This is a genomic window from Paenibacillus sp. GM2FR (assembly GCF_002803325.1).
Lineage (GTDB): Bacteria > Bacillota > Bacilli > Paenibacillales > Paenibacillaceae > Paenibacillus_AQ > Paenibacillus_AQ lautus.
The window spans coordinates 2,403,273-2,424,878 of record NZ_MKZM01000008.1; the positions used below are offsets into that span (position 1 = coordinate 2,403,273).

Sequence of the window (21,606 nt, forward strand, 5' to 3'; positions counted from 1 at the left end):
CCGTAAGGCGAGAGGCGCCGATATGAATGGCTGACGCCCCCTGCCCCTGCGGCATTATTTATTGCCTTTGTCGTACAACTCCTGCATCTTCGGCTGGATCTGGGCCGTAAAGTCTTTCGCCGACATCTCACCGTTCCATACTTTGCTCGCGTTCTGGTTGAACGTATCCAGCCATTGCGTATCCTTTGAGAAAGCTACAACGTCCGGACGTCCGTAATCTTGGATAATATCGAGGAATACTTGGCGTGTTTGCGGTCCTTTGTCCATTTCCTTAAATTCGCCTTCCGCCATGTCGATCAGGTTAGGAACCGCTTGGCCGAGCTGATAATTTTCGCGCTGCCCTTGCTCATCCAGGGACAGGAAAGCCGCTAAGTCGAACGCTTCCTGCGGGTGTTTGGATTTCGCCGAAACTGCAAATCCCATCGAGCCGAGCCAGGTCGCCGTTTGTCCCGTATTCGGGCTTGCCGGCCACGCAGCAATATCCCAACCGAAGGGCAGCTCCCAGAATGCAGGTTGATCCCATGGGCCCATCGCAAACATAGCCAGCTGGCCGTTAATAAACCGGGTATATGCGTTCATCGCTTGCTCGGCTTCCTGGTTCGGGCTGACCTTAAACTTCAGATTCAGGTCTGCAACAAATTGCATCGCCTCATAAAATTCGGGCTCGTTCACCTTTACCGTGCCAGTGGCGTAATCGATATATTCACCGCCGTTGCCCCATACCGCTGATTCAAGACTGTAAGCGCCTACACCATATTGATCGGGCTTTCCGTCGCCGTTATCGTCGACCGTCAGCTTTTGGGCTGCTTCCAGCATGTCGTCCCAGGTCCATTCCCCTGCCGTTGCGGAAGGATACGGGACGCCCGCTTCATCAAACAAATCCTTGTTATAGACAAATGACCACGGTCCTACGTCTTTCGGCAGTCCGTACAAGTCTCCGGCTCCAACCTTGCTGCCGTCGAAGCGATAACGGTCCATCGCCTGCTTCCATACGTTATCGGGATTGAACAAGGAGGTCTGATCCAGATAGGACTGAATGTTGAGAAGCGTTCCGGCTTCCGCGAAGCGGTAAAACTCCGGACCTCCGACGTAGAATACGTCCGGAACCTTGCCGGAGCTGATCAGCGTCGTCATCTTCTGCGAGTATTCGCCCGGCGGTACCGAAGTGTATTTAACGGTGACGTTCGGGTACTTCTCCTCGAAGGAAGCGATCAGCTTTTCGAAAATCTTTTTTTCGTTCGGATTGCCGTGGCCCATAAACTCAATCGTTACAGGTTCTTTTGGGTCCTGCCCGGCGGAAGCTTCATTACCTGGCGTAGAAGTGTCCGGGTTGCTTGGAGCAGCCCCGTCATTTGGTCCGTTGCCGCCGCTGCATGCGGTTAACGCGAACATCAGCAACAGCATGATCATGCCTGCGAATTTGCTCTTCGATTTCATGCGATTCCCCTCTTCTATAAAAGATGTGGTGTAAGCGCTTTACGAAATCATGATAACTTATAATAATATAATTTTATATACTATATTTATTATAAAATAGGTGTACTCCTCGCTTCTCCACCATCGCTTTATTCTTTTACCAGCATGACCGGCACCACGATTCTTCTCGCCTCAAAAGCTCCTTCGATCTGCTCGATTAACAGCTCTACGGTTAACCGGCACATATCCTCCTCGTTTTGGCGGATATACGGGACATTCGGCAGATCCGGCGGATCGAACGTGATCAACTCCAGTTCGTCCGGCACCTGTCTACCGGATGCTATTGCCGCTTTATAGGCATTTCTGCACAGTTCCGTATTGGCCGTTATGATGCCGGTAATATGGGGACTGCCATCTAAAAACGACCTGATATGCTCGACAGATTGACCTGATGCGATCTCTTCCAACGGGAGGAGACACCATAAGCTTTTGTCGATCGACAGACCATGCTCGAGATAAGCCTGCTCAAACCCCTGGGCCCTCTCGTCCGTCACCGTATTCGTAATTTCGGGAGAGATGAACGCGATGGACGAATGGCCTTTGTTAAGTAAATACTCCACGGCTTCCCTTGTGCCGTTTACGTTATCCGAGCTTACGCTGTAAGTCTTGATCTCCTTCAAGAACCGATCGATCAGAACGAATGGGAAACGATCCAGCGAGAGCCGCAGAATCGAATCGTTGTACGTCTCGTTTTCAACCGGAAAAATGATCATGCCGTCCACCCCCTGCTTCAGGAAGGACGAGATAACCTTAGATTCCTCGAGCTGGGATTCGCGCGTAATTCTCAGCATCACTTCATAGCCTGCGGCGGACGCGTACTTCTCGATATTGTCCAAAAAGCGCTGGTCCACTTTCGTTTTCATTGTCGGCAGCACTAACCCGATACGCCCGCTCTTGCCCGGACCTGCTGTCCATTCTCCCAACTGATCAAGCGCCGTGGCGTTCTCTGGCCTGCTCATCACGAAGGTGCCCTTGCCTTGGATCCGGACAAGTAAGCCTTCCTCCATCAGTCCGACCAGCGCGTTCTTGCTTGTAATTTGACTTACGCGGTAACGTTCGGCCAATTCCTTCTCCGAAGGGACCCGGTCGCCTTCTCGCAGCTTGCCGATGGCGATCAGCCGCTTGATATCTTCCTGAATTTTTTTGTATAGCGGCAGAGATTTCAATGCCCATCACAACCTTTATAATTTAAATAGTATATTTAGTATATTATTATAATATAACTTGACGTTTGTAAATGACGAAAACATCTTACAAGAGGATTCCAAGTGGAGACAGACTGCTCTTAACGGAGGTTTTTCTGATGATATCAGGAATGCCTATGCCTTGAAGTTTATAGTTTCTCTTCAAAAAAAACGGTCTGAACTAAGTTCAGACCGTTTTTTGGCGGGATATTTGATTGTATTCTTAGACCCGAACTTCGCAAAGTCCGGCTCATTGTGACCAAATCCAGCGGACCGGTACGACTTCAAGCCTTGGCTCGTGCGTCCCTGACAACTGTTCCGTCAGCAAATCGACGGCACGCCGACTTACTTCATCCAATTGCTGACGGATGAAAGGAATACCTTCGAGATCCGGATCATCAAATGCTGCCAGCTGCGGTTCGTTCCCTGTACCCGTCCAAATTTCCCGAATGGCATAGTGGGCATAGCGGGCCAATTCCGCGTTAACGGCAAAAACGGCCGTGATATCGCTCCGATCGCGCAGAAAACGGGCAACCTCCCGTTGTCCGTGCCCTTCTGCTATGGTCTCTAAATCCAGCATGCACCACAGCGTCTTATCTATAGGCAAACCCTGTTCCATGCAGGCGGCCTCGAAGCCTTTGGCTCTGTCGTCTGTAACCGAATTTGTAATTTCCGGTGTCAGGAATGCAATGCGCCTGTGCCCCGCCGCAAGCAAACTGGATATGGCTTCACGAACGCCTCCGTAATTGTCGGAGCTGACGCTGTATGCCTTGATCTCCTTCAAGAAACGGTCGACAAGCACTAATGGAACCCGGTCGAGCGACAAGCGTAGAATGGCGTTATTGTAGCTTTCCTGTTCAACCGGGAAAATGATGAACCCGTCGACTCCTCGTTCTTGGAACTGCACGATCGCTCGGGATTCTTCCTCCTGCGACTCGCGCGTAATGCGGATCAATAGGTCATACTGCCTTTCCGCACAATAGCGTTCCAGACCGTCCAATAGCTGCTGGTCGATCTTGGTTTTCATTGTCGGCAAAATAATCGCGATCGTCTTATTCGTACCCGACTGAAGGTGCGACTCTTCTAGAATGCCCAGCTCCCGAACGAAGGTGCCCTTTCCCCGATAACGCACTAACAAGCCTTCCTCTACCAAACCGTTGAGTGCGTTCTTGGATGTAATCTGGCTTACACCGTACCGCTGAGCCAAATCCTTCTCCGATGGTACTAAGGCGCCTGCTTGCAGCTTGCCGCTCTGAATGCACTGGCGTATGTCGTTTTGAATACGTTTATATAACGGATGCTCCATGTCTGACCTCTCTTTTTACGTCAGTCCCAACTGAAAAATAATATATATTTAGTATATCTTAAAATATATTAATTGCGATACAATCCATTTTAGAAAGCGCTTTCTAATTCAGTTTGGGAGGTTAATTGCATATGAAACGAAACAAAGGCTTCTGGAAGAAACCGCTTGCTTTCGTCGTTATGCTTGCGCTTGCTTTAACGGCAATTCCATTGTCGCCGGTTCATGCCGCTTCATCAGGCATGGCGTGGGCTTCGCAGCAGATTGCCATCTATACGCCGCCATCAGGAGGCGTATGGTATCCAAGGCTGCTCAAGCTTACGCCAAGCGAGTGGCTCGTATCCTTCGACACCAACGCTGGCGGGGGTAACACGCGCATTGTGGTCTCCAGAACGCAGGACGGCGGGTATACTTGGAGCGCTCCGGTCACGGCCGTCTCTAGTAGCTCGGGCAATGTCGGGAACGGTCAAATGTTAAGGCTGCCGAGCGGGGAAATTTGGTTAGCCTATCGGCAGGTCGTTCAGAACGGCTCGACCTATGATATCCAGCTTAACGTCAGGCGGAGTGTCGATGGCGGGCATACATGGAGCAATTTGCCGGGCGGGTTGATCGGGAGTTCAACCGCCTCCAGCTTTAAAGGTTTGTGGGAGCCGCATCTGGACATGATTAACGGCACGATTGCCGTACTTTATGCGGATGACAGTCCGGCTGCGGTCGGAACGACCGGGCGGCAAAATTTGTATATGAAAACCTGGAACGGAAGCGGCTGGGGCAACCGGATCACGGTCAGCGACGGAGTCGCCGCCGGCTCCCGCGACGGCATGCCGGTCATCACGCGAATGAATGACGGGCGATATATAACCGTATTCGAAGCCTCGGACGTTGCCGGCCACCCTTTTGTCATCAAATATAAAATTTCGCCGGACGGCTTCAATTGGTCGGTTCCCCGCCAAACGATGTACGTGCCCAACGGCAATGGCAAAAAGGCGGGCGCACCTTTCGTCGTGAAGCTCGACGACGGCCGTCTCATGGCCGCATTCCAGACCGATGAAAGCAGCGCCAATACGGGAGATCCTTACACCTCGATGTTTACGATGATCAGCTCCGATAACGGCGCGTCATGGCAGTACAAAACCAACGTTTTTCCGGTATCCGATACGAAATCCTCCAACTGGAATGCCCTGATGAGCATTGATTCGACCCGCGTCGCAGCCGTCACCAGCGCGACTTATCCGTCAAACGGCATCTATCTGCGCTTCGGGCATGCCGTGACGCCGCCACAAACGAATGTCGTCAACAATCCCGGCTTTGAAACGGCCAACGTGGCGGGCTGGACAACGTACGGCGATGATTACCCGAATCGGATTCTTATTCATGGAGCTAATGACGGCGTTGGGCTTCCAGCTGCCGAAGGCTCTTACTTTGTCGGTCTCGCAGGCACAAGCGGACCTTCGACCGCATATGTCGGCCAGACGATTACCGGCCTTGATAACGGCACGTATACGATGCGCGCCCGCATGCGCAGCAGCGGAGGCCAGAACAGCTGCGTCATGGAAGTGAAGGACTATGGCGGCAGCATGCTTCAAACCGGCTGCCCGGTAACGACAGCGTGGACGCCCGTCACGATATCCAATATTCAAGTGACGAGCGGCAAGGCGACGATCGGATTTTACGTATCCAATTCGTCCTCTTCCCAATGGACGGATATCGATCAGGTTGAGTTCTTCCGAAACTGATAGGAGTATAACCTCCGGCTAAACCAATCGTCTTAATGGACCCTCTCCACTATAGAAGCAGGCAAAAGCTGCATTAATATTGGTGAAATTGCTTTATTCCAGGGCTGTCCCATCAGTCATCGTAGATGGCAGTGGACGGCCCCTTCTCATTTTTAATCAGCAAAAAGAAAACTTCATGCCCTTTGACTTTGTTCGTTGTATGAATGATCATCACATGATCGCTCTCCTTACATCTCTGCAAACATCGCTTCCGACACAAGAAACGCTGTTCCGTCGTATTCATACCGCAGCCGGACCGCGACCGGGAATTCGCCAGGAGATACCTGGATCGGCACCGATGCATATAAGATGCCTCCCTCAACGTAATACCTAACCATGTTGCCAAGTGCGGGCTGATCCAGCCAAAATCCGGCGTCTTCCTCGTTATATTCAAATGTGCGTGTTACACCGACCAGCGTAAATTGAAAGATCCGCTCTCCCGCTTCTGCCGTCGCCTTGTAGCTTAGTCTGGACTTTACCGCAAGCACCGGATCGGCTGACATCACTTCTCTAAGATGAACGGTAAGAAGCTTTAACACTGATTCTCGCACGCTGGTTCCGTAGCCGGTTGTCAAAATGATCGCAAGAACATCCTCCTTGTTGTTCCTTGCAGGCAGCAATGCAACGTCCGGAAAATAGGATTCGTTGCTCACATTCTTCCAATCATGAAAAGTGTGTTCCATATCGCCATACTGAACGTGGATGGAGCGGATCATCCCTTCTTTTTGGATCAGAGTTCCGGTCATCTTCAGACCAATCTGTGCATCCTCCTTCAAAATCACGGGTTTTCCTTGTTCGTCTCCAGTCTTGAATTCCTCCAAAGGCGCTCCCGTTTCGTCTATGTTGATTTGCTCAATAAGCGAGATTTTGTGTGAATCGTTACGGATGGTAACGTCAATCGTTTCCTCATACGTCATCGGAATCGAATCCCGCAGCAGGAGACGGAGTCGATATACGGTTTGTGCTTCTTCTGCGTTTATCTCCTTTACGTGCACTTCATACACCCAAGGGCTGGACACATCATAGCGGTCCAGCGGCCATTTCACCTCGGAATGCTCCCATATGTCCGGCGATGGGCCGCCCCAGATGCCAAGCTCTCGCTGCAAAAGCGCTGCGGCCAGTGTCACAATCGTGCGGTCGTTATCCTGTTTGACCTCACTTTTTGCAAGGTTCCACCAATCGAAGTCGCCTCCTGCCCCAAGTAGGAAACTGGATTCAAACGTTCCTCCCCCTTGTGTGCCTGGACTTGGGGCTGCCGGATCGGGGATAGATGGGGCCAAGTTTCCGAACCAGATACCAATCCCTAACAGAAGCAGTAATACAGGAACGATGGCTACAGCAGCTCGCCTCCAGCCACGGCGGGTGCGTTTCATATCAACAAGCATAAGCCTTTTCTCCACATCATCCATCATATCGGCTTTAAAACGCGGCTCCTTAAAGGGCGGTTCAGCCAGTCTCTTATTCCACTCCGGCTTCCATTCATTCATCGTCGTTCACTCCTTCCCACCTGGCGGCAACCTTCTTTTTAGCTCTGTAAATTCTAGACTTTACCGTCCCTGGCGAAAGACCTGTAATACCGGATATTTCCTCTATGGATAGCTGATGATGTACGCTCAGCACGAGGGGGTCTCGAAATTTGCCGGGTAGTTCTAGAACCTGCTGCCACAGTTCATCCGCCTCCTCCCGTTTCAAATATTCCGACTCGGCAGATGGCGAAGACATCGTCCCGTTCAGTCCATCCCCCGGGGATCTCTCTCCGAACAACACCACTCTGCGCAAATACGCTCGTTTCAGATAGGAAAGCGCTGTGTTTCGGGTGATTTTGAGCAGCCAGGTTTTGACGGAAGCCTCCCCTCGAAAGAAGGCAACATTTTGATAAGCTTTGATAAATACATCCTGCGCGACATCGTCAGCTGTATACGTATTTCTGGTGATCACGTAAGCATAATTCCAAACGTCCTCACCGTAGGATTCCATCAGCATCCGTATGTCCGAAATATTCAGTTCCGCAGAATGCTGCATCTGCATCTCCCTCAAGCTGTTCTCCCCCCTTATCAAAACAGACTCCACAAGGTCGATGAAAGTTCCCGAAATCAAATGAATATTATCCGGCAGTTTAATAAGTATTTTTCGTCACTTTAACCGATTCCCTTCGTGAACTAAAAAAGGACACCTGTTTTGGTGTCCCTCAGTTTATTTTGTGCAAGCTGGTCAGACTTGCTTATCAGCGGCGATTAATAAGAAAATGGGGCGCCTTAATGCATCATGCCATTCTGGATCCTGAAGCTGCTCGCGTTCTGGCTTAAGTTCAGACATTTCCCTAAACTGGAATCCTGTTTTCACTAACACATTTATCTGTGTGGCTATATTCCGATGGTACTTGGTGACATCATGATCAAGAAATCTAGATTGGCGTGCTCCTTCCTCATGATAGTGATCCAAAGGCCAGTGCAGCTTCTTCCCGTCCGGGCTATAATACCAATCTTGTTCGGCCACAGCAGTAAACACGGGATGTTCAACTGAAAAGACAAACGAACCTCCAACCGTTAGACTCTGATATACCTTTTTACAGATATCCTCGAAATCACGAATGTAATGAAGGGCAAGCGAACTAATCACGACATCAAACTCGTTAGCAGGGTAGTCAAAATCCTCTATTGTGGACTGCACATAGGCTATATTCGTATCATCGGTCATCAACCTTGCCCTCTCCAGCATTTTCTTTGAGATATCCACTCCGACCACAGATCGCGCATGCTGTTCTCTCACGTACCTGCAGTGCCACCCGAATCCACAGCCGAGATCAAGCACCTTTTTATCCCTGAGATCCGGAAACATGGATCGAAAAGCACCCCATTCTCCTGCACCTTCTAATCCTTTGATGGAACGGGGGAGTTGATTATAATTCTCAAAAAATCCCTGATCGTCATACTTGTTTTGCTTCACTGCAATCTCCCCTTCACGTCTTTATAATTCCACCCCATTATATTGATCCTATTTACATTTCTCAACGCCAGACTTGTTTCTGCTTTAAACATGATCCTGGATCGATTATTCTAACTCAAACCGTTTACTCCATATCTTCATCCAGATTCAACGTGAACACAAGTGCCCACTCTGTTTTTGTTAACGATTCCGTTGAAAAATCCGCTGTATGTATTTTATTGGTACTTGTAGCATGCATGCCAAATACATGTACGGGCTGATCTATCGTAAACGAACGTGGTCGCGTATCCTGAATCAATCGATGCTACAAGTGAATATCGCAGCCATCAAAAGGCAAACCTCTCTCAATCAGCTTAACAGCATGGTTTATTGCATTCTGTTGGTCCTCTGTAAGGGAGCTCTCATGACCATCCCATTCACCTAACCACCAGAAGAAAGAACAAATATTTCTATACTCCATAAACATGGGGATTGTTTGTTTCCAGAACTCGGAGATATGGTGTTCCTTCTCGTAACCCATGAGGAATTCACGCAAGAACTGCTGGGCAAACCTGTTTTTGGTGACACGATCCTCTGCATGCACTCCCCACCAAACGGCATGAGTGGCTGCTATTGCAATGTCTAACGAAAACCAGCCATAGATACTATCGTCAAAATCAAAGACCGTTATTTCACTGTTGTCGATAAAAAAATTATACGGATGGAAGTCATTATGGATCAGTCCAAACGAATCGCTGCCCCTAGGCAGTGAATCAATTATGCTCTCCATGGAAATCAATTTTTCAAGAAGTACATAGAAACGGCCTCGCTGCAAATGAGGATTATTGATATTTCTTCTGCTCCAGCTGTCTCTCTTTACAAGAATTTCTGATGTTTCATATATTGTCGATAGCCTATGCATCCTTCCCATGGTTTCTCCCCAATTCCTGAATACCTTTTACTACCGCCCAGATTGGGGCTCCTTGGGATAACGTAATGAATTCATGAATAGTTACTCAAACACAAATAATTTTAAAAGCCGCTCCTTCGCGAACGCACGCAAACCACTGCATAAGTTCGTAAGGTTTGGCGCATTGTAGTAATGCAGAGAATATAAAGGTTTTATCACAGCATGGAGGGATCGTTTTGGCGAAGAGCAAACAGCATCAGGAAGCGCATGGGATTGGACAAGTAGAACAACAGCTGAATAATCAAATGGAGGCTGCCGAAGAAATTCAAGGACCTTCGAAGCTGGACCGAGACATTAAAAAAGCCACTCACCGTCGGGTTGATCCATTGAAAGACCTTTCGAAATAAGGAGAATTGTCATGAACAAACAAAGAGCGATTGAAATTTCGGAATCAGCCATTATGAAAAATGTAACGTATCAGGATACCCCTATTTATATCCAGCATGTTAATGAGGATGAAACCGTTCGGGTCTATCCGATCGGAAACTCGGAGGAAGAAATGACCGTCCCTTTATCCAGTCTCACCGAGCATCCTTAGGATAGAAGATATTCACCCTAATATAAACAAACCTGAAATAACAAAATCCCATCTCAATTCCGTTGATGGGATTTTGTTTTTCTTAAACGAAATATGATTCAAGTAGTACAAGCTATACCCTTATTTCAACGATGCCGGTACCTTTACACCGAGGAGCTTCCCCTCTGCTTGGATGATGATCATACCGTTCGTCTTTAGGGTCGACTCGTGTAAATCCGCTCCAGTTGTTACTTTAAAGACTGGCCGGGACGTCATCAAGTTGATGCCGAGCAGTGTACCGTTACGCTGTGCCCGGTATAATCCTTTCCCATGCACATCAATCTGTGCAGCAGGTGCATCGCCGTTCCATCCGATCCGTTGACCATTTGCAAGTTTGGTGCCGGCTAGCTCCCCCGTCATTCTGTTATTGAAAATCAACCGTTCCTGAACCAGTCCGATCAACTCCCAGTCGCCCCCATAAGGGCGAGGAAAAGTTCGCAGAGGAACCTCACCCTTCTTATAGGTGTCAAAATTGTATTCAGCCACGCTATTCCCCTGATCCATGTATAACTTCCCTTGGTTTATAAATAAGCTGCCTCCGCTGTACTCATATGGCGGCTCCCCCGACATTTTCCAGCTATACTCTCGGCTGCTCTTCTTTACGCCTGTCTTAAGGTTATATACATTTACGATCCATTTGCGGTCCGGCAGCGACTGATAATCAGCCAGCAATGGAGAATAATAGTCAACCGAATACACGAGACCATCTTTAATTTGAAGCGCTGCTCCCTGACCAAAATGCTCCCATAACTTCTTGCCCGTCTTCTTCTCAAAGGCAGTCAGTTGAATAGACGTGAGCGCTCCTTGTACATAGAACGTCCGAAGGATGACTCCTTCCGCCTCCTGAAGGTAATCTGAGCCGTTTCCTTCTCCCGACGGCTCATTCATTTTCCAACGAAGCTTTCCTGTTGCCTTATCAAATGCGAAAGTTGCGCTCCCTTTGATTGCATAGAGCGTATCATACGTCGGCACCAGCGCTTCCGTTCGTAGGTGCGCATCCATAAAGATGGATGTGTTCGACTGCCATTTCAATTTTCCTGTCTTCGCATTCAGCGCGTATGGCTTCTGACCTGCCGATAGGCCGTAAATAACGCCTTTATCATAAACAATATAAGGTTTCAGGTCTTTACCGTAGCTCCACAGCCGCTTGCCTGTCCTCGCATCCATTGCGATGAGTTTGTTTCCCGCGAATGCAAATACCTTGCCCTCTTCAGCAATTGCCTGGTGACCTAAAACATCGTTTTCGCCCATATTCAGATAATTGTCCACCTTTACCGTCCAGGAAGGCTTCAGTTCGGGTACCTCGATTGTTGATGAATAATGCCAGTTACGTACCGAAACATCGGCAGTTTCTGCATTCACTTGCGAAGGTGGTACTAAAAGCACGCCCTGGACAGTAAGTATGCCTGCAGCGATGCTTGCAATGAGACTCCGTCGTAATCGAGCTTTGAAGCTTATACTTGTTTGTTTCTTCTTGATTTTAAGCATGAATAGACCTCCCATTTGTTATGGCTTCTTGCTTCACGACAAATATAACGCTCAAAGAAGGGATAAAGTTCCAAGCGAACTATAAAATCTCTTTAAATTTCCTTAAGTAATTGCCTACACGCAAAACTGTTTATCATGCCAAACGGGAATCACCCCAATTGACATTGGAGAAGATTCCCGTTGATTTAGTATTTACAATTCCAAATAGCTTTCGGCAATTTTCATCAAAGTTTCTTTGCTTACTCTATCCGTATTTCCCAGCACGGAATAGCTGTATCTTTGTTTTTTGTCCGGGCTTTCGTATACCCATTTCAACTCGCTCGCACGCGAAGGACCAAATTCTGTTAGCAGCATTTCTACGCCCTTCACATGAACCTTTTCCTGTTTAAATTCTACTTTCTCGTCAATATACGATGTGGGGTTGCTCTTCCCGGTCAGATTATTGATCATAACCTCGATTTTATCTTCGCCATTTTGATATGTAGCAAAGAGAAGGGAAATCTGATCTGTCATTTCAACTGGCATCATGGCATATCCCTTATTGGACTCTTCCGCCTGCTTTCTCAGTTTTTTAGCCATCGACGCTTTTCCTTCCGGAGAAGGCGGATTTACTTCCTGAACATTTTTAAAGAGCACTTCCGCCTTTTGGAATGTATAATTTCCATTGACTTTGTCTGCGATCTTAATGGATTTATCCGTAATCTTATCGCGCAAGTGAGAAAGATTTTGGAAGATAGCCACCTTCGTTCCCAGATCTGTTTGATGATTCGGGTTATTGGCAACCATATAGAACAGCCCAGCTTCCCCGTTCGTTAGCACCTTCTCCTTAAGTTCAAAAAATGCCTTAAAACGCTCTATTTCATCTTTCGATTCTGTTTTTCCGTACTCTTTCGTCGATTTAGTCTCATATACGACTTCGCCATCCTTATTTGTCAAAGAATGATACTGCACGGCCGCATACCCCGTGGATGCCATTAACATCATACCTACAAACGCAGTTAAAGCAACTTTATATTTCACAAAAAACCTCTCCTTTTCTTTTTTCTCAGTATGTAGTGCTCTCATTACTTTTCCTGTCAGGTCGGCGTCGGGAATGCGCGGGTCATCAAACAGTTTTTTCAAATCCCGATCCCTGTCCATATTCATACACTCCCACTTCCTTTACTTGAGCATAATACTTTCGGAATTTTGCAGATGTACGCTCGTATTTTTTACGAAGGCTTGCGCTGTTCTTGCCGAGAATCAAACCGATCTCCTGGTAGCTTTTATCCTCGACACAACGTAAGATTAACAAATTACGCTCTTCCGCCGATAATTTCGCCATGGCCTGATGTACGGATTCATCAAAATAGTTGGCCTCAATATGCATATCGACATCATTGTTATCTTTCTCATCCCGGTAAAAGAAGGGCAAATATTTCACCAATTTTCGCTTACGGATGATGTCAATGCATTGATGATAGGCAATCTTGTATAACCATGCGCCAAAATCCATCTCATATTGGGTATATTTCCGCAAGTTGCGGAATGTCTTCAAAAATACTTCCTGTGCATTATCCTCGGCTTCGGCATAATTGCCCAGCATATGATAACAATAGAGAAAAATCGGTTTTTGATAAACCTTCATGATTTTCTCGAATTTTTCTGTCCCCCCATCCAACACATCTGCAATGATCTGACTTATCTCCGTGTCATTCAAGCCCTCTCCCCCCCTTTCACTCTATACAACGAACAACTCGACCAAAAATGTGACAGCACGAAAAATCACTACAATCTAAAACGAACTTCGCAAGGAGCTTGTTCGGGTGGATCGCCATGTTCTGCACAGTTGCTGCATCAGAGCTGGTTCTCTGACAATCTGCAATACAGGGCCTAATTATGGGGCATTTTTGGAATACTAAAAAAGCTTGGGATCCTTTTCAGATCCCAAGCTTTTATGAGGAATATTTCTTGACTTACATGTTAACACGTCGCTCATAAACTCGACTTATAAGTTCTTCAATAATTTCATCCGGTGACCGGTCAACCATCCAGGTTTGACCATACATTTGCAATATTTTAATGAGTGGACCATCTTCCCAAAATCCGACGAATTCATCATTGAGGTAAATCTTTTCTACGACATGCTGGTTCATCTCATCGAGGCATTCTTCCAATACCATTTTCGCCACTGGATCGCTAATCCAATCGCTAATCAAGCTGAATTTATGAAATGATACTTCTTCCTTCCCGAAATCACAATACAATCGCTCCGTAATTCTTATATCGCGAGAAGAGCTGCCAAGCGCAATTTGGAAATAACCACTCTCCGCTACCCAGCGGTTATATTTGGTGTTGTAATAGGCAAAGTCTCTCTCTTCGAGTTCAAAAACAATCTGCTGTTTCTCCCCAGGAGCCAACTCGATTTTAGAAAATGCCTTCAATTCTTTCTCAGGACGTGTCCAGGTGCATTCTTCGTCATGCACGTAAAGCTGAACGACCTCTTTCCCTGTTCGGTTTCCGATATTCTCCAGCCAGAAAGAGACCGTGATCCCTGTCTCCGTTTGAGCTGCCTTCATATCCTTATAGGCAAATGAAGTGTAGGATAAGCCATGGCCAAACGGAAACTGCGGAGCGAGTTCCTTTCGATCATAGTATCGATAGCCGATGAACAGCCCTTCACGATAGTACAGCTTGCCGTTTTCACCACGGATCCTCATATGTGAAGGATTGTCTGAAAGCTTAACCGGAAACGTCTCGGACAGTTTACCGGAGGGACTCACCTGTCCAAACAAGATTTCAGCAATCGCTTTACCCATGCCTTGTCCGGAAAGCCATGAGTGAATGACAGCGGGAACATGCTGAACCCAAGGACGCATCGCCAAGGCTGTACCACTGCTGGTCACCACAATGCACTTAGGTTGTACGGCTGCAATCGCTTGAATAAGCAGAATCTGCTGTTCCGGCAAATCAATGCCCTTCAAATCACGCATCTCGGATTCTGCGTATTCAGGCTGGCCAACGAAAATGACTGCGACATCAGATTTTGCCGCCAATGCGACACTTTCTTTGATCATTTCCTCATTGACGGAGTCATCTTCAGGGTAACCCTCAGCATAACTCAACTCAACGGAATCTCCGGTCAACGCCTTCATCTCTTCAAATGGAATATCAATGCGTGTAGGCGTAACTTTTGCGCTGCCGGCTCCTTGAATTCTAGGTTTTTTGGCAAAACGGCCGATAACCGCAATGGAATGGGTTGACTCTGCATGGATCGGAAGGATGCCATTCTCATTCTTTAGAAGCACAATGCTTTCTGCTGCAGCTTTTCTCGCAAGATTATGGTACTCCATAGCGGATGCCGGAGCAGCTTCTTCCATACCGGTTACACGTTCTACGAGTTTTAGAATACGGGCAACGCTTTTATCGAGCTGCTCTTCTGCAAGAACTCCGTTCTCAACGGCTTTGATAATCGCTTTCGTGTTATAACCGGCTGGTCCCGGCATTTCGAGATCAAGTCCTGCTTTCAGCCCACGAATCCGATCATTCACGGCCGTCCAGTCTGAGATGACAACCCCCTCGTATCCCCATTCTTCTCTCAAGATATCATGCAATAAGTGTTCATTCTCGCTGGTATACGAGCCATTAAGCAAATTATAAGAGCACATGACGGTCCAGGGGTCCGACTTCTTAATAATTCGCTCAAAGGCGCTTAAATAAATTTCGCGCAGCGTCCGTTCGTCTACCTCTGAACTCGTCACCATCTTCTCATATTCCTGGTTGTTGCAAGCAAAGTGTTTAAGTGAAGCCCCGACTCCTTTGCTCTGGAGGCCATTGATGAAAGCAGCGCCTAGTTCCCCTGTCAGGCAAGGATCTTCGGAGTAATATTCGAAATTTCTTCCCCCAAGCGGAGTCCGTTTCATGTTGATTCCTGGGCCGAGCAGCAATTCTACGCCCATCTCTTTGGATTCATTACCAAGTGCTTCCCCGACTTCCTGCAGCAGTTCCGTATTCCACGAAGAACCGATAGCTGAGCCCGTGGGATAACAAGTTGCCGGAACATTCTCTGTTGTGATCCCCATTTCATCGTCACTGTTCGTTTTGCGGATCCCATTCGTTCCGTCATACATATGAATCGGCGGGATGTTGAGTCGCTCGATCCCCTTGGTCATCCACATATTTAATCCCGCACAGAGGGATGCTTTTTCAGCAAGTGTCATTTCCTTTATTAATTCGTTAATCGATGCATTCATTTGTATCCATCCTTTCATATCAAGCTTCTTCTTGTAACTCCCGCTCTTTCTTCAATTCCTGCGCATCGTACAGTTTAAAAAACGGAAACCATACGGCGAACACAATCAGCAAGACAACGGCGAGCAGAATAAGTCCATTGAATCCGGACATGAGGTAAGTCGATACACCGATCGGCGTATACCACAGCTGAAAGATTTTACTCGGGATTTGTGCAAACCCCATATCAAGCGCTAAGTAGACGATAATGGGTGTAATTAGACCATTGATCCACATAGGCACCATCAATAACGGATTGAAAGCAACAGGCGCTCCATACACAACAGGCTCGTTAATATTAAATAGAGAAGGAATTAAAGTTGCTTTACCAATGGTTTTCAGCTTCTTGGATCTGGCAAACAGGAACCAAATCACAAGCGGTAAGGTTGCACCCATGCCTCCAATTCCAAGCCATCCGGAAAAGAATGTTTCAAAGGTATTAATGTTGACGGGATCCAGTCCCTGTGCCACCAATGCGGCATTTTCCTCAATCGCCGGAATCCATATGGCATACCAGATGGGCATCAGAACCCATGGGCTAACTCCGAAGGAATACAGTACAACCCCAATAAAGTTGAACAGAATAAACCCAAACAGGCTTTGCCCCATAGCATTAATAGGCTCAAACACGCTCACAATCAGTCCAAAGATATCAAAGTGGAGCTGATATACAAGAACCCAGCCTAAACCCATGATCACGGCAATCGGTACCAGGAAGTCAAACCAATCCATGATAAACTCTGGCATGGAAGACCCTTTTTTAAAGAAAGAAAACTTCGCGCAAACATTCATGATGACGGCGATGAAGATGCCTACAATGAGTGCCGTTACCATACCCGCAGGACCGAAACGCTCAAGAACGAACTGAACGGTTCCATCCTCGTTTACGACGGGATTAAGCAGCATGAGGAATAAGGATATGCCGGTCATTCCCGCCAGCAGCTTGATTTTGTGCCTCTCCTTTTTCTCCATGACCGTATACGGCGTTAGAAATGCAATAAACAAACCGAGAAGACCGAAGCTGAATGTTGTGATTGGCGTTAAATCCGGCATTCCAGGAATGAAGTCTTGCAAAATTGAAATCAAAGTAATAATGGAACCAATAAAAATCATCGGGATGGCAACCATAATGGCTTCTTGAATCGATGCTATCCAAATGTTATTTGTAATCGCATCCAATCTTGGCGCAAAGGATTCCGTCATCCATTTCATGAAACGCTTCATCTGTTTATTCCCTCCTGTAATTCTGTTATGGACATAGTTATAGTATAGATTCCATTGTTAACGCTTACTCGTTGTAAATTGCCTCGCCAATGGTCGTTTTTTGTTCATTTCTCGTCTTTGGGACCGGCTGAACAAAGCCACCTGAAGCGGACAGCAAAAAACACCCCTCTCTTATTGAGCGGTGGTGTTCTTGAAGGTTTTAGTGTTTAAAACTGTTTCTCAAAGGTGAGCAATAGGACACCATGCGGTGGAAGAATGAGTTCTTTATGCCAACCCTGATTCTCTACAATCTCTGTCCGGATGACCGGGCCGCTTCTTCCGCGAAGATACGCAAGTTCCTCCTCCGTCAAGGTTTCGGGTGCCCCCATGCGAACCCACTCGTCAAAAACGGAGCCATGGTCCCGGTCCATCTGATAGGTTGTGCATTTATAGGCTCCTGATAGATGAGGAATGCTGATTTGATACACCTTGCTGCCTTTCTCTTCGAACACGCCGTAACGGTTAAGATGGGACATCTCCGACCAGTCCCCGCTTGAAAACATATGATCCAAATGGACGTAATGATAGAGCAAAAGCTGCATGCTCCCATCTTGCTTCTGAGTGCCTACATAACCATCCCCCTTAACGGTGATCTCTTCCCCCAGTTTCTGAAGAAGCTCAAAGGCGTAATAGCTCGGCTTCTTAAGTCCATCCCGATTCATTAAGCCAAAGCCGCCATAAAACGGGGACGATGGAACAAGACTTTCCTCAAACACATCCGTAAAGCACCAAAAAGCCATTGCCTTTACGTCTCCCAGTGTATTCATCGCATGATACATCACAAACGGGGCCATAAACATGGTATCGTGCAGCAGATGCCGGTCATAGAGCGAAAAGTTCCATTCGGTAATATGCAGCTCGATCTCACGGAAAGAGGCAAGCTTCATTTTTTCCTGCAGTCGATAGATGCTCTCTTTATAAAAGGTTGGCGGCATCATCTTCGTTAATAGGTTCTGCTCTGCTTTAAGGTGAGGATACTCCGAATAGATATGAAAGGAAAAGAAATCGATCGCTACTTGGCGGCTCTTACAATATTCCATAAAATCCTCGGCCCATGTGTCGTTCCAAAGTGAACCATAACCTAAAGCAGGGCCTCCTGTTTTTAGTTCAGGAAGCACCGACTTGATCACTCGAACGGTAGATTCATAAAAAGAGAAGTATTCCTCTTTGCTTCCTGCCCAGCAAACGCCTGATAAATCCGGTTCGTTCCACACTTCAAAGTACCATTGCTTTACTTCCTCAACCCCGTACCGATTTAAGCAATGCCGAACGAATTCACGAACGAGTGCCTCCCACTTTGCCTGATCGGCTGGAGGGGAAATATTCCCTTTCCACCAGAAAACCGTTTCGTTGGAACGGCTGAGCAGGGTCGGCATAAAACCAAGCTCCACAAACGGCCTGATGCCGAGCCCAATCAGAAAGTCATAAAGCTTGTCAACATATGCCCAGTTATAAACCGGAGTACCGTCATCCTCTTCGTTGTATACCATCATCTCATCATTGAAGATGCCATGGAAACGTATGTATTCAAAAGGAATTCGTCCTTTAAGCTCGGTAAGCTGCCGACGCCAGTCATCGCGCAGCCCTTCAACTGCCCTGCCCGCTGTTGTGGTAACATTCCAGTGCTTTTTGTACCCTGTTGACGACATTCCCGGCTGAAACTGAATATGCTCATGATCCGTAACAACTGCTGTTAAAGGGTTTTCCCTCTCCGGTTCTTGATCCGACTTCACTACCAGGTATCGATATAACGATCCCATTGCATTTATCGTATCTAATTCATAATAGTCTCCACTAGAGGACTCTTCGTATGTAAGCGGTTTTCGATTCGGCTTATCCTGAAGTGAAGCAGCGGCCTCACGATACGAGCTTGGTGTACACCCATACTTTTCTTTGAAGTACTTATTGAATAGCTTTACGTTCGCAAAACCGCAATCCATCGCAATTTCGGTAATGCTCTTATCACTTCCGGATAGCTCCGACTGGGCCTTCTCCAAACGGATCAGCGTTAAATATTTTTGGAAAGGAATACCGATTTTATCGGTGAAGAAGTGAGAAAAATAATGCAAGCTTAAGTGCTCTTGTTCCGCCATCGTCTGCAGCGTAATCTTCTCTTTGTAATTTTGATCGATATAGGTAAGAACCCGGTTCAACCTTTTATAGTCATAACTCTTGCCGCCTTCATCGGCTTCCGGGTTGATTCCATCCGAAAAATATCGCAATAAATGTCCACATAACGTTTGCAGCCTCCCCATGGTATAACTTCGATAGCCTGGAGACTTCTTGTTCATTTCCCATACCATCTTCGCAAGCTCTTGCTTGATTGTGTCAAATCGAAAGCCGCTCGGCTCAGCCTCAGTCGTTGAATTACAGGAAATGATAACGTTATTATGCAGCCACTCCGGGCCAAACTGAAGTGTTAATAAAATATTGTCATGGTTATTCTGTTCAAACTTATGGATCGACATGCTGTTCACCACAATGACATCGTCCTGATGCAGGGTATACTCCTTCTGGTCAAGATGCAGGATAACAGAGCCTTGGAGAACATAGACAATCTCCACCTCTTTATGCCAGTGAAAGGGAACATGCTTCACACTATTAACAAACAGCTTAAAAGGCATATCATCTTGATGCTCGATAAATTCATAAAGGTAACGCATAATTTGTCCTCATTTCTAATGAACTGTAAACCATATATCTTTATTTTACATATCGAACGGATTATTAAGTGTTTCATAGATTACAATTATGTTCTTACATATAGAAGCCTATAGAAGCTTATCATCATAGCATGTATAGTTTACGATGTTTACATACATTAGAAAACAGGCTATCCGGAGCACATTCTTCATGAAAGGATAGCCCCGGGTAGTCATTCATTGCAAATATACTTGATTCACAAACGTAACCATAGACGATTGTACTCCATAAAATAAACGATACCGTATTTGTATGAATTACGGTCAAATACACTTTCAGATTAGGAGCTGTTTTTGGTGAATTCAAAAACGAAGCTGACCGGAAGAGTTATTTTCCGAGGAGACCCAGGTTATGAATCGGCACGTAAGAACTGGGATCCCCATACGAACCGGTTCCCCAAGGTGTTTGTTTTTGCTCAAAGAACCCAAGACGTTGCCAACGCCATAAAATGGGCTCGCGAGAATCATGTACCCATTCGCGCCAGAAGTGGAAGACATGCGCTAGAAACCAATCTCTCCCAAGTCAACGGAGGCATTGTAATCGATGTAAGTGAAATGAAGAAAATTAAGTTAAACAAAAAAAATGGAACGGTTATTGTTGAGACGGGTAATAGAGTAGGAAGAATTGCCAACACGCTTGCTGCGCAAGGATTTATAGCCCCCTTTGGGGACAGTCCTACGGTTGGAATCGGGGGAATCACGCTCGGCGGGGGAATCGGGCCGCTGCAGCGGACAATCGGCCTGATCAGCGATAACCTGATCGAGCTGGAGATGGTGGATGCAAATGGAAAAGTGATTGTTGCCAATAAGAAACAAAATGCTGATCTTCTATGGGCATCCCGTGGAGGTGGGGGCGGAAACTTTGGAATATACACAAGATACAAATTCAAAGTGCGCCGGGCACCAGCAAAAGCAACCGTATTTAAGATTAGCTGGCCATGGAATCAATTCGAAAAGGTGTTAAAGGCGTGGCAGCAATGGGCTCCATCCGTCGATACCAGGCTGGGCAGCGAATTAAATATTGGCCCGAAAAAAGGCGGCAATGTTATGATGGAAGGGTTGTTCCTCGGATCAAAAACAGAGGCCATTCGACTATTAAAACCTCTTACATCCGTTGGAACGCCAACGGAGAGCATCATCCGCTTGCTGCCTTATACGGAGGCCGTGAAATTCTTATTACCTCCTGATCCGGTCCTTACCCAAAGGTTCAGCAACCAGTTCTCTTCCGGCTTCGGAAAACGTCCTTTCCCCGATAAGGCTATTAAGGTGATGCGCCATTTTCTCGAGAAAGCGGAGGCAAATTCTACCGCCGGATTCTTTTTCCTCAACTGGGGCGGCGCTGTAAGTCGGGTTTCCCCTAAAGCTACTGCGTTCTTCTGGCGTAAAGCGAAATTTTATGTGGAATGGAACACCTCATGGATCAAACCATCCGATGCAGCCCGAAATATCGCCTTAACTCGCAATACGCGCCGAAAATTACAGCCCTTTATCGTGGGATCCTATATAAACGTACCAGACCAGGGAATTGAAAATTCCGGGCCGGTTTACTATGGAGCTAATTTTCCTAGATTGCGGAGAGTCAAAGCTAAATATGATCCTCAAAACGTATTCCGCAACCCCCAAAGCATACCTCCGGCTTAGTGAAGCGAGGATTGGTTATCGATAACGCAAGTT

General features: G+C 46.9%; 16 protein-coding genes and 1 pseudogene. 4 read left to right on the forward strand and 13 right to left on the reverse strand.

Annotated elements, in window-relative coordinates; all coding sequences use genetic code 11:
* Window positions 1–54: 54 nt before the first annotated feature.
* The 3 genes from PAEVO_RS10830 to PAEVO_RS10840 all read right to left on the reverse strand — a co-directional run bounded on the left by PAEVO_RS10830 (window position 55) and on the right by PAEVO_RS10840 (window position 3,966).
* Window positions 55–1,437, reverse strand: a complete 1,383-nt coding sequence (locus PAEVO_RS10830) for an ABC transporter substrate-binding protein (protein ID WP_100537544.1) — start codon at window positions 1,435–1,437, stop codon at window positions 55–57.
* A 128-nt stretch (window positions 1,438–1,565) separates the two neighbouring features.
* A complete protein-coding gene (locus PAEVO_RS10835; protein WP_100537545.1) occupies window positions 1,566–2,642 on the reverse strand; it encodes a GntR family transcriptional regulator in 1,077 nt (358 codons plus the stop codon).
* A 268-nt stretch (window positions 2,643–2,910) separates the two neighbouring features.
* Entirely contained in the window at window positions 2,911–3,966 is a 1,056-nt protein-coding gene (locus PAEVO_RS10840; RefSeq protein ID WP_100537546.1) for a LacI family DNA-binding transcriptional regulator, read from the reverse strand.
* Between the two features lie 131 nt (window positions 3,967–4,097).
* Between PAEVO_RS10840 and PAEVO_RS10845 the strand changes: the two genes are divergently transcribed.
* Window positions 4,098–5,699, forward strand: a complete 1,602-nt coding sequence (locus tag PAEVO_RS10845; protein WP_100537547.1) for a sialidase family protein — start codon at window positions 4,098–4,100, stop codon at window positions 5,697–5,699.
* 227 nt (window positions 5,700–5,926) lie between these two features.
* Here PAEVO_RS10845 and PAEVO_RS10850 read toward each other — a convergent pair whose 3' ends face one another.
* The 4 genes and pseudogenes from PAEVO_RS10850 to PAEVO_RS10865 all read right to left on the reverse strand — a co-directional run.
* Window positions 5,927–7,225, reverse strand: coding sequence for a hypothetical protein (locus tag PAEVO_RS10850; protein ID WP_100537548.1), 1,299 nt, complete (start codon window positions 7,223–7,225; stop codon window positions 5,927–5,929).
* Window positions 7,218–7,766 carry an RNA polymerase sigma factor gene (locus PAEVO_RS10855; protein WP_243390865.1) on the reverse strand — a complete coding sequence of 183 codons (549 nt, stop codon included), beginning with the start codon at window positions 7,764–7,766 and terminating at the stop codon, window positions 7,218–7,220. Before PAEVO_RS10855 ends, PAEVO_RS10850 begins: the two co-directional genes overlap by 8 nt.
* 183 nt (window positions 7,767–7,949) lie before the next feature.
* Entirely contained in the window at window positions 7,950–8,684 is a 735-nt protein-coding gene (locus tag PAEVO_RS10860; RefSeq protein WP_100537550.1) for a class I SAM-dependent methyltransferase, read from the reverse strand.
* Window positions 8,685–8,988: 304 nt separating this feature from the next.
* Window positions 8,989–9,606, reverse strand: a pseudogene (locus PAEVO_RS10865) (phosphotransferase enzyme family protein); the annotation flags it as partial.
* 203 nt (window positions 9,607–9,809) lie between these two features.
* On the opposite strand from PAEVO_RS10865, the gene PAEVO_RS33770 reads away from it, so the two are divergent.
* Window positions 9,810–9,980, forward strand: coding sequence for a hypothetical protein (locus PAEVO_RS33770; protein WP_164817442.1), 171 nt, complete (start codon window positions 9,810–9,812; stop codon window positions 9,978–9,980).
* Between the two features lie 11 nt (window positions 9,981–9,991).
* Window positions 9,992–10,171: an H-type small acid-soluble spore protein gene (locus PAEVO_RS10870; protein WP_100537552.1), complete on the forward strand. Its 180-nt coding sequence runs from the start codon at window positions 9,992–9,994 to the stop codon at window positions 10,169–10,171.
* Between the two features lie 120 nt (window positions 10,172–10,291).
* Here the strand turns inward: PAEVO_RS10870 and PAEVO_RS10875 are convergent, their stop codons facing one another.
* From PAEVO_RS10875 to PAEVO_RS10900, 6 genes are all read right to left on the reverse strand, one after another.
* Complete coding sequence (locus PAEVO_RS10875) at window positions 10,292–11,698, reverse strand: outer membrane protein assembly factor BamB family protein (protein ID WP_100537553.1); 1,407 nt, start codon at window positions 11,696–11,698, stop codon at window positions 10,292–10,294.
* A 192-nt stretch (window positions 11,699–11,890) separates the two neighbouring features.
* Window positions 11,891–12,838, reverse strand: coding sequence for a hypothetical protein (locus PAEVO_RS10880; RefSeq protein WP_133120323.1), 948 nt, complete (start codon window positions 12,836–12,838; stop codon window positions 11,891–11,893).
* Window positions 12,804–13,397, reverse strand: coding sequence for an RNA polymerase sigma factor (locus PAEVO_RS10885; protein WP_100537555.1), 594 nt, complete (start codon window positions 13,395–13,397; stop codon window positions 12,804–12,806). Before PAEVO_RS10885 ends, PAEVO_RS10880 begins: the two co-directional genes overlap by 35 nt.
* A gap of 256 nt (window positions 13,398–13,653) precedes the next feature.
* The gene (locus tag PAEVO_RS10890) at window positions 13,654–15,930 is read right to left on the reverse strand and encodes a beta-glucosidase family protein (protein ID WP_100539417.1); all 2,277 of its coding nucleotides are present in this window, start codon (window positions 15,928–15,930) and stop codon (window positions 13,654–13,656) included.
* Window positions 15,931–15,949: 19 nt separating this feature from the next.
* Entirely contained in the window at window positions 15,950–17,191 is a 1,242-nt protein-coding gene (locus tag PAEVO_RS10895; protein WP_100537556.1) for a PTS sugar transporter subunit IIC, read from the reverse strand.
* A gap of 206 nt (window positions 17,192–17,397) precedes the next feature.
* Window positions 17,398–19,893 (reverse strand): GH39 family glycosyl hydrolase, encoded by a 2,496-nt coding sequence (locus PAEVO_RS10900; RefSeq protein WP_100537557.1) that lies wholly within the window; start codon window positions 19,891–19,893, stop codon window positions 17,398–17,400.
* Between the two features lie 336 nt (window positions 19,894–20,229).
* Here PAEVO_RS10900 and PAEVO_RS10905 point away from each other — a divergent pair, with 336 nt between their 5' ends.
* Entirely contained in the window at window positions 20,230–21,573 is a 1,344-nt protein-coding gene (locus PAEVO_RS10905; protein WP_100537558.1) for an FAD-binding oxidoreductase, read from the forward strand.
* Window positions 21,574–21,606 lie beyond the last annotated feature (33 nt).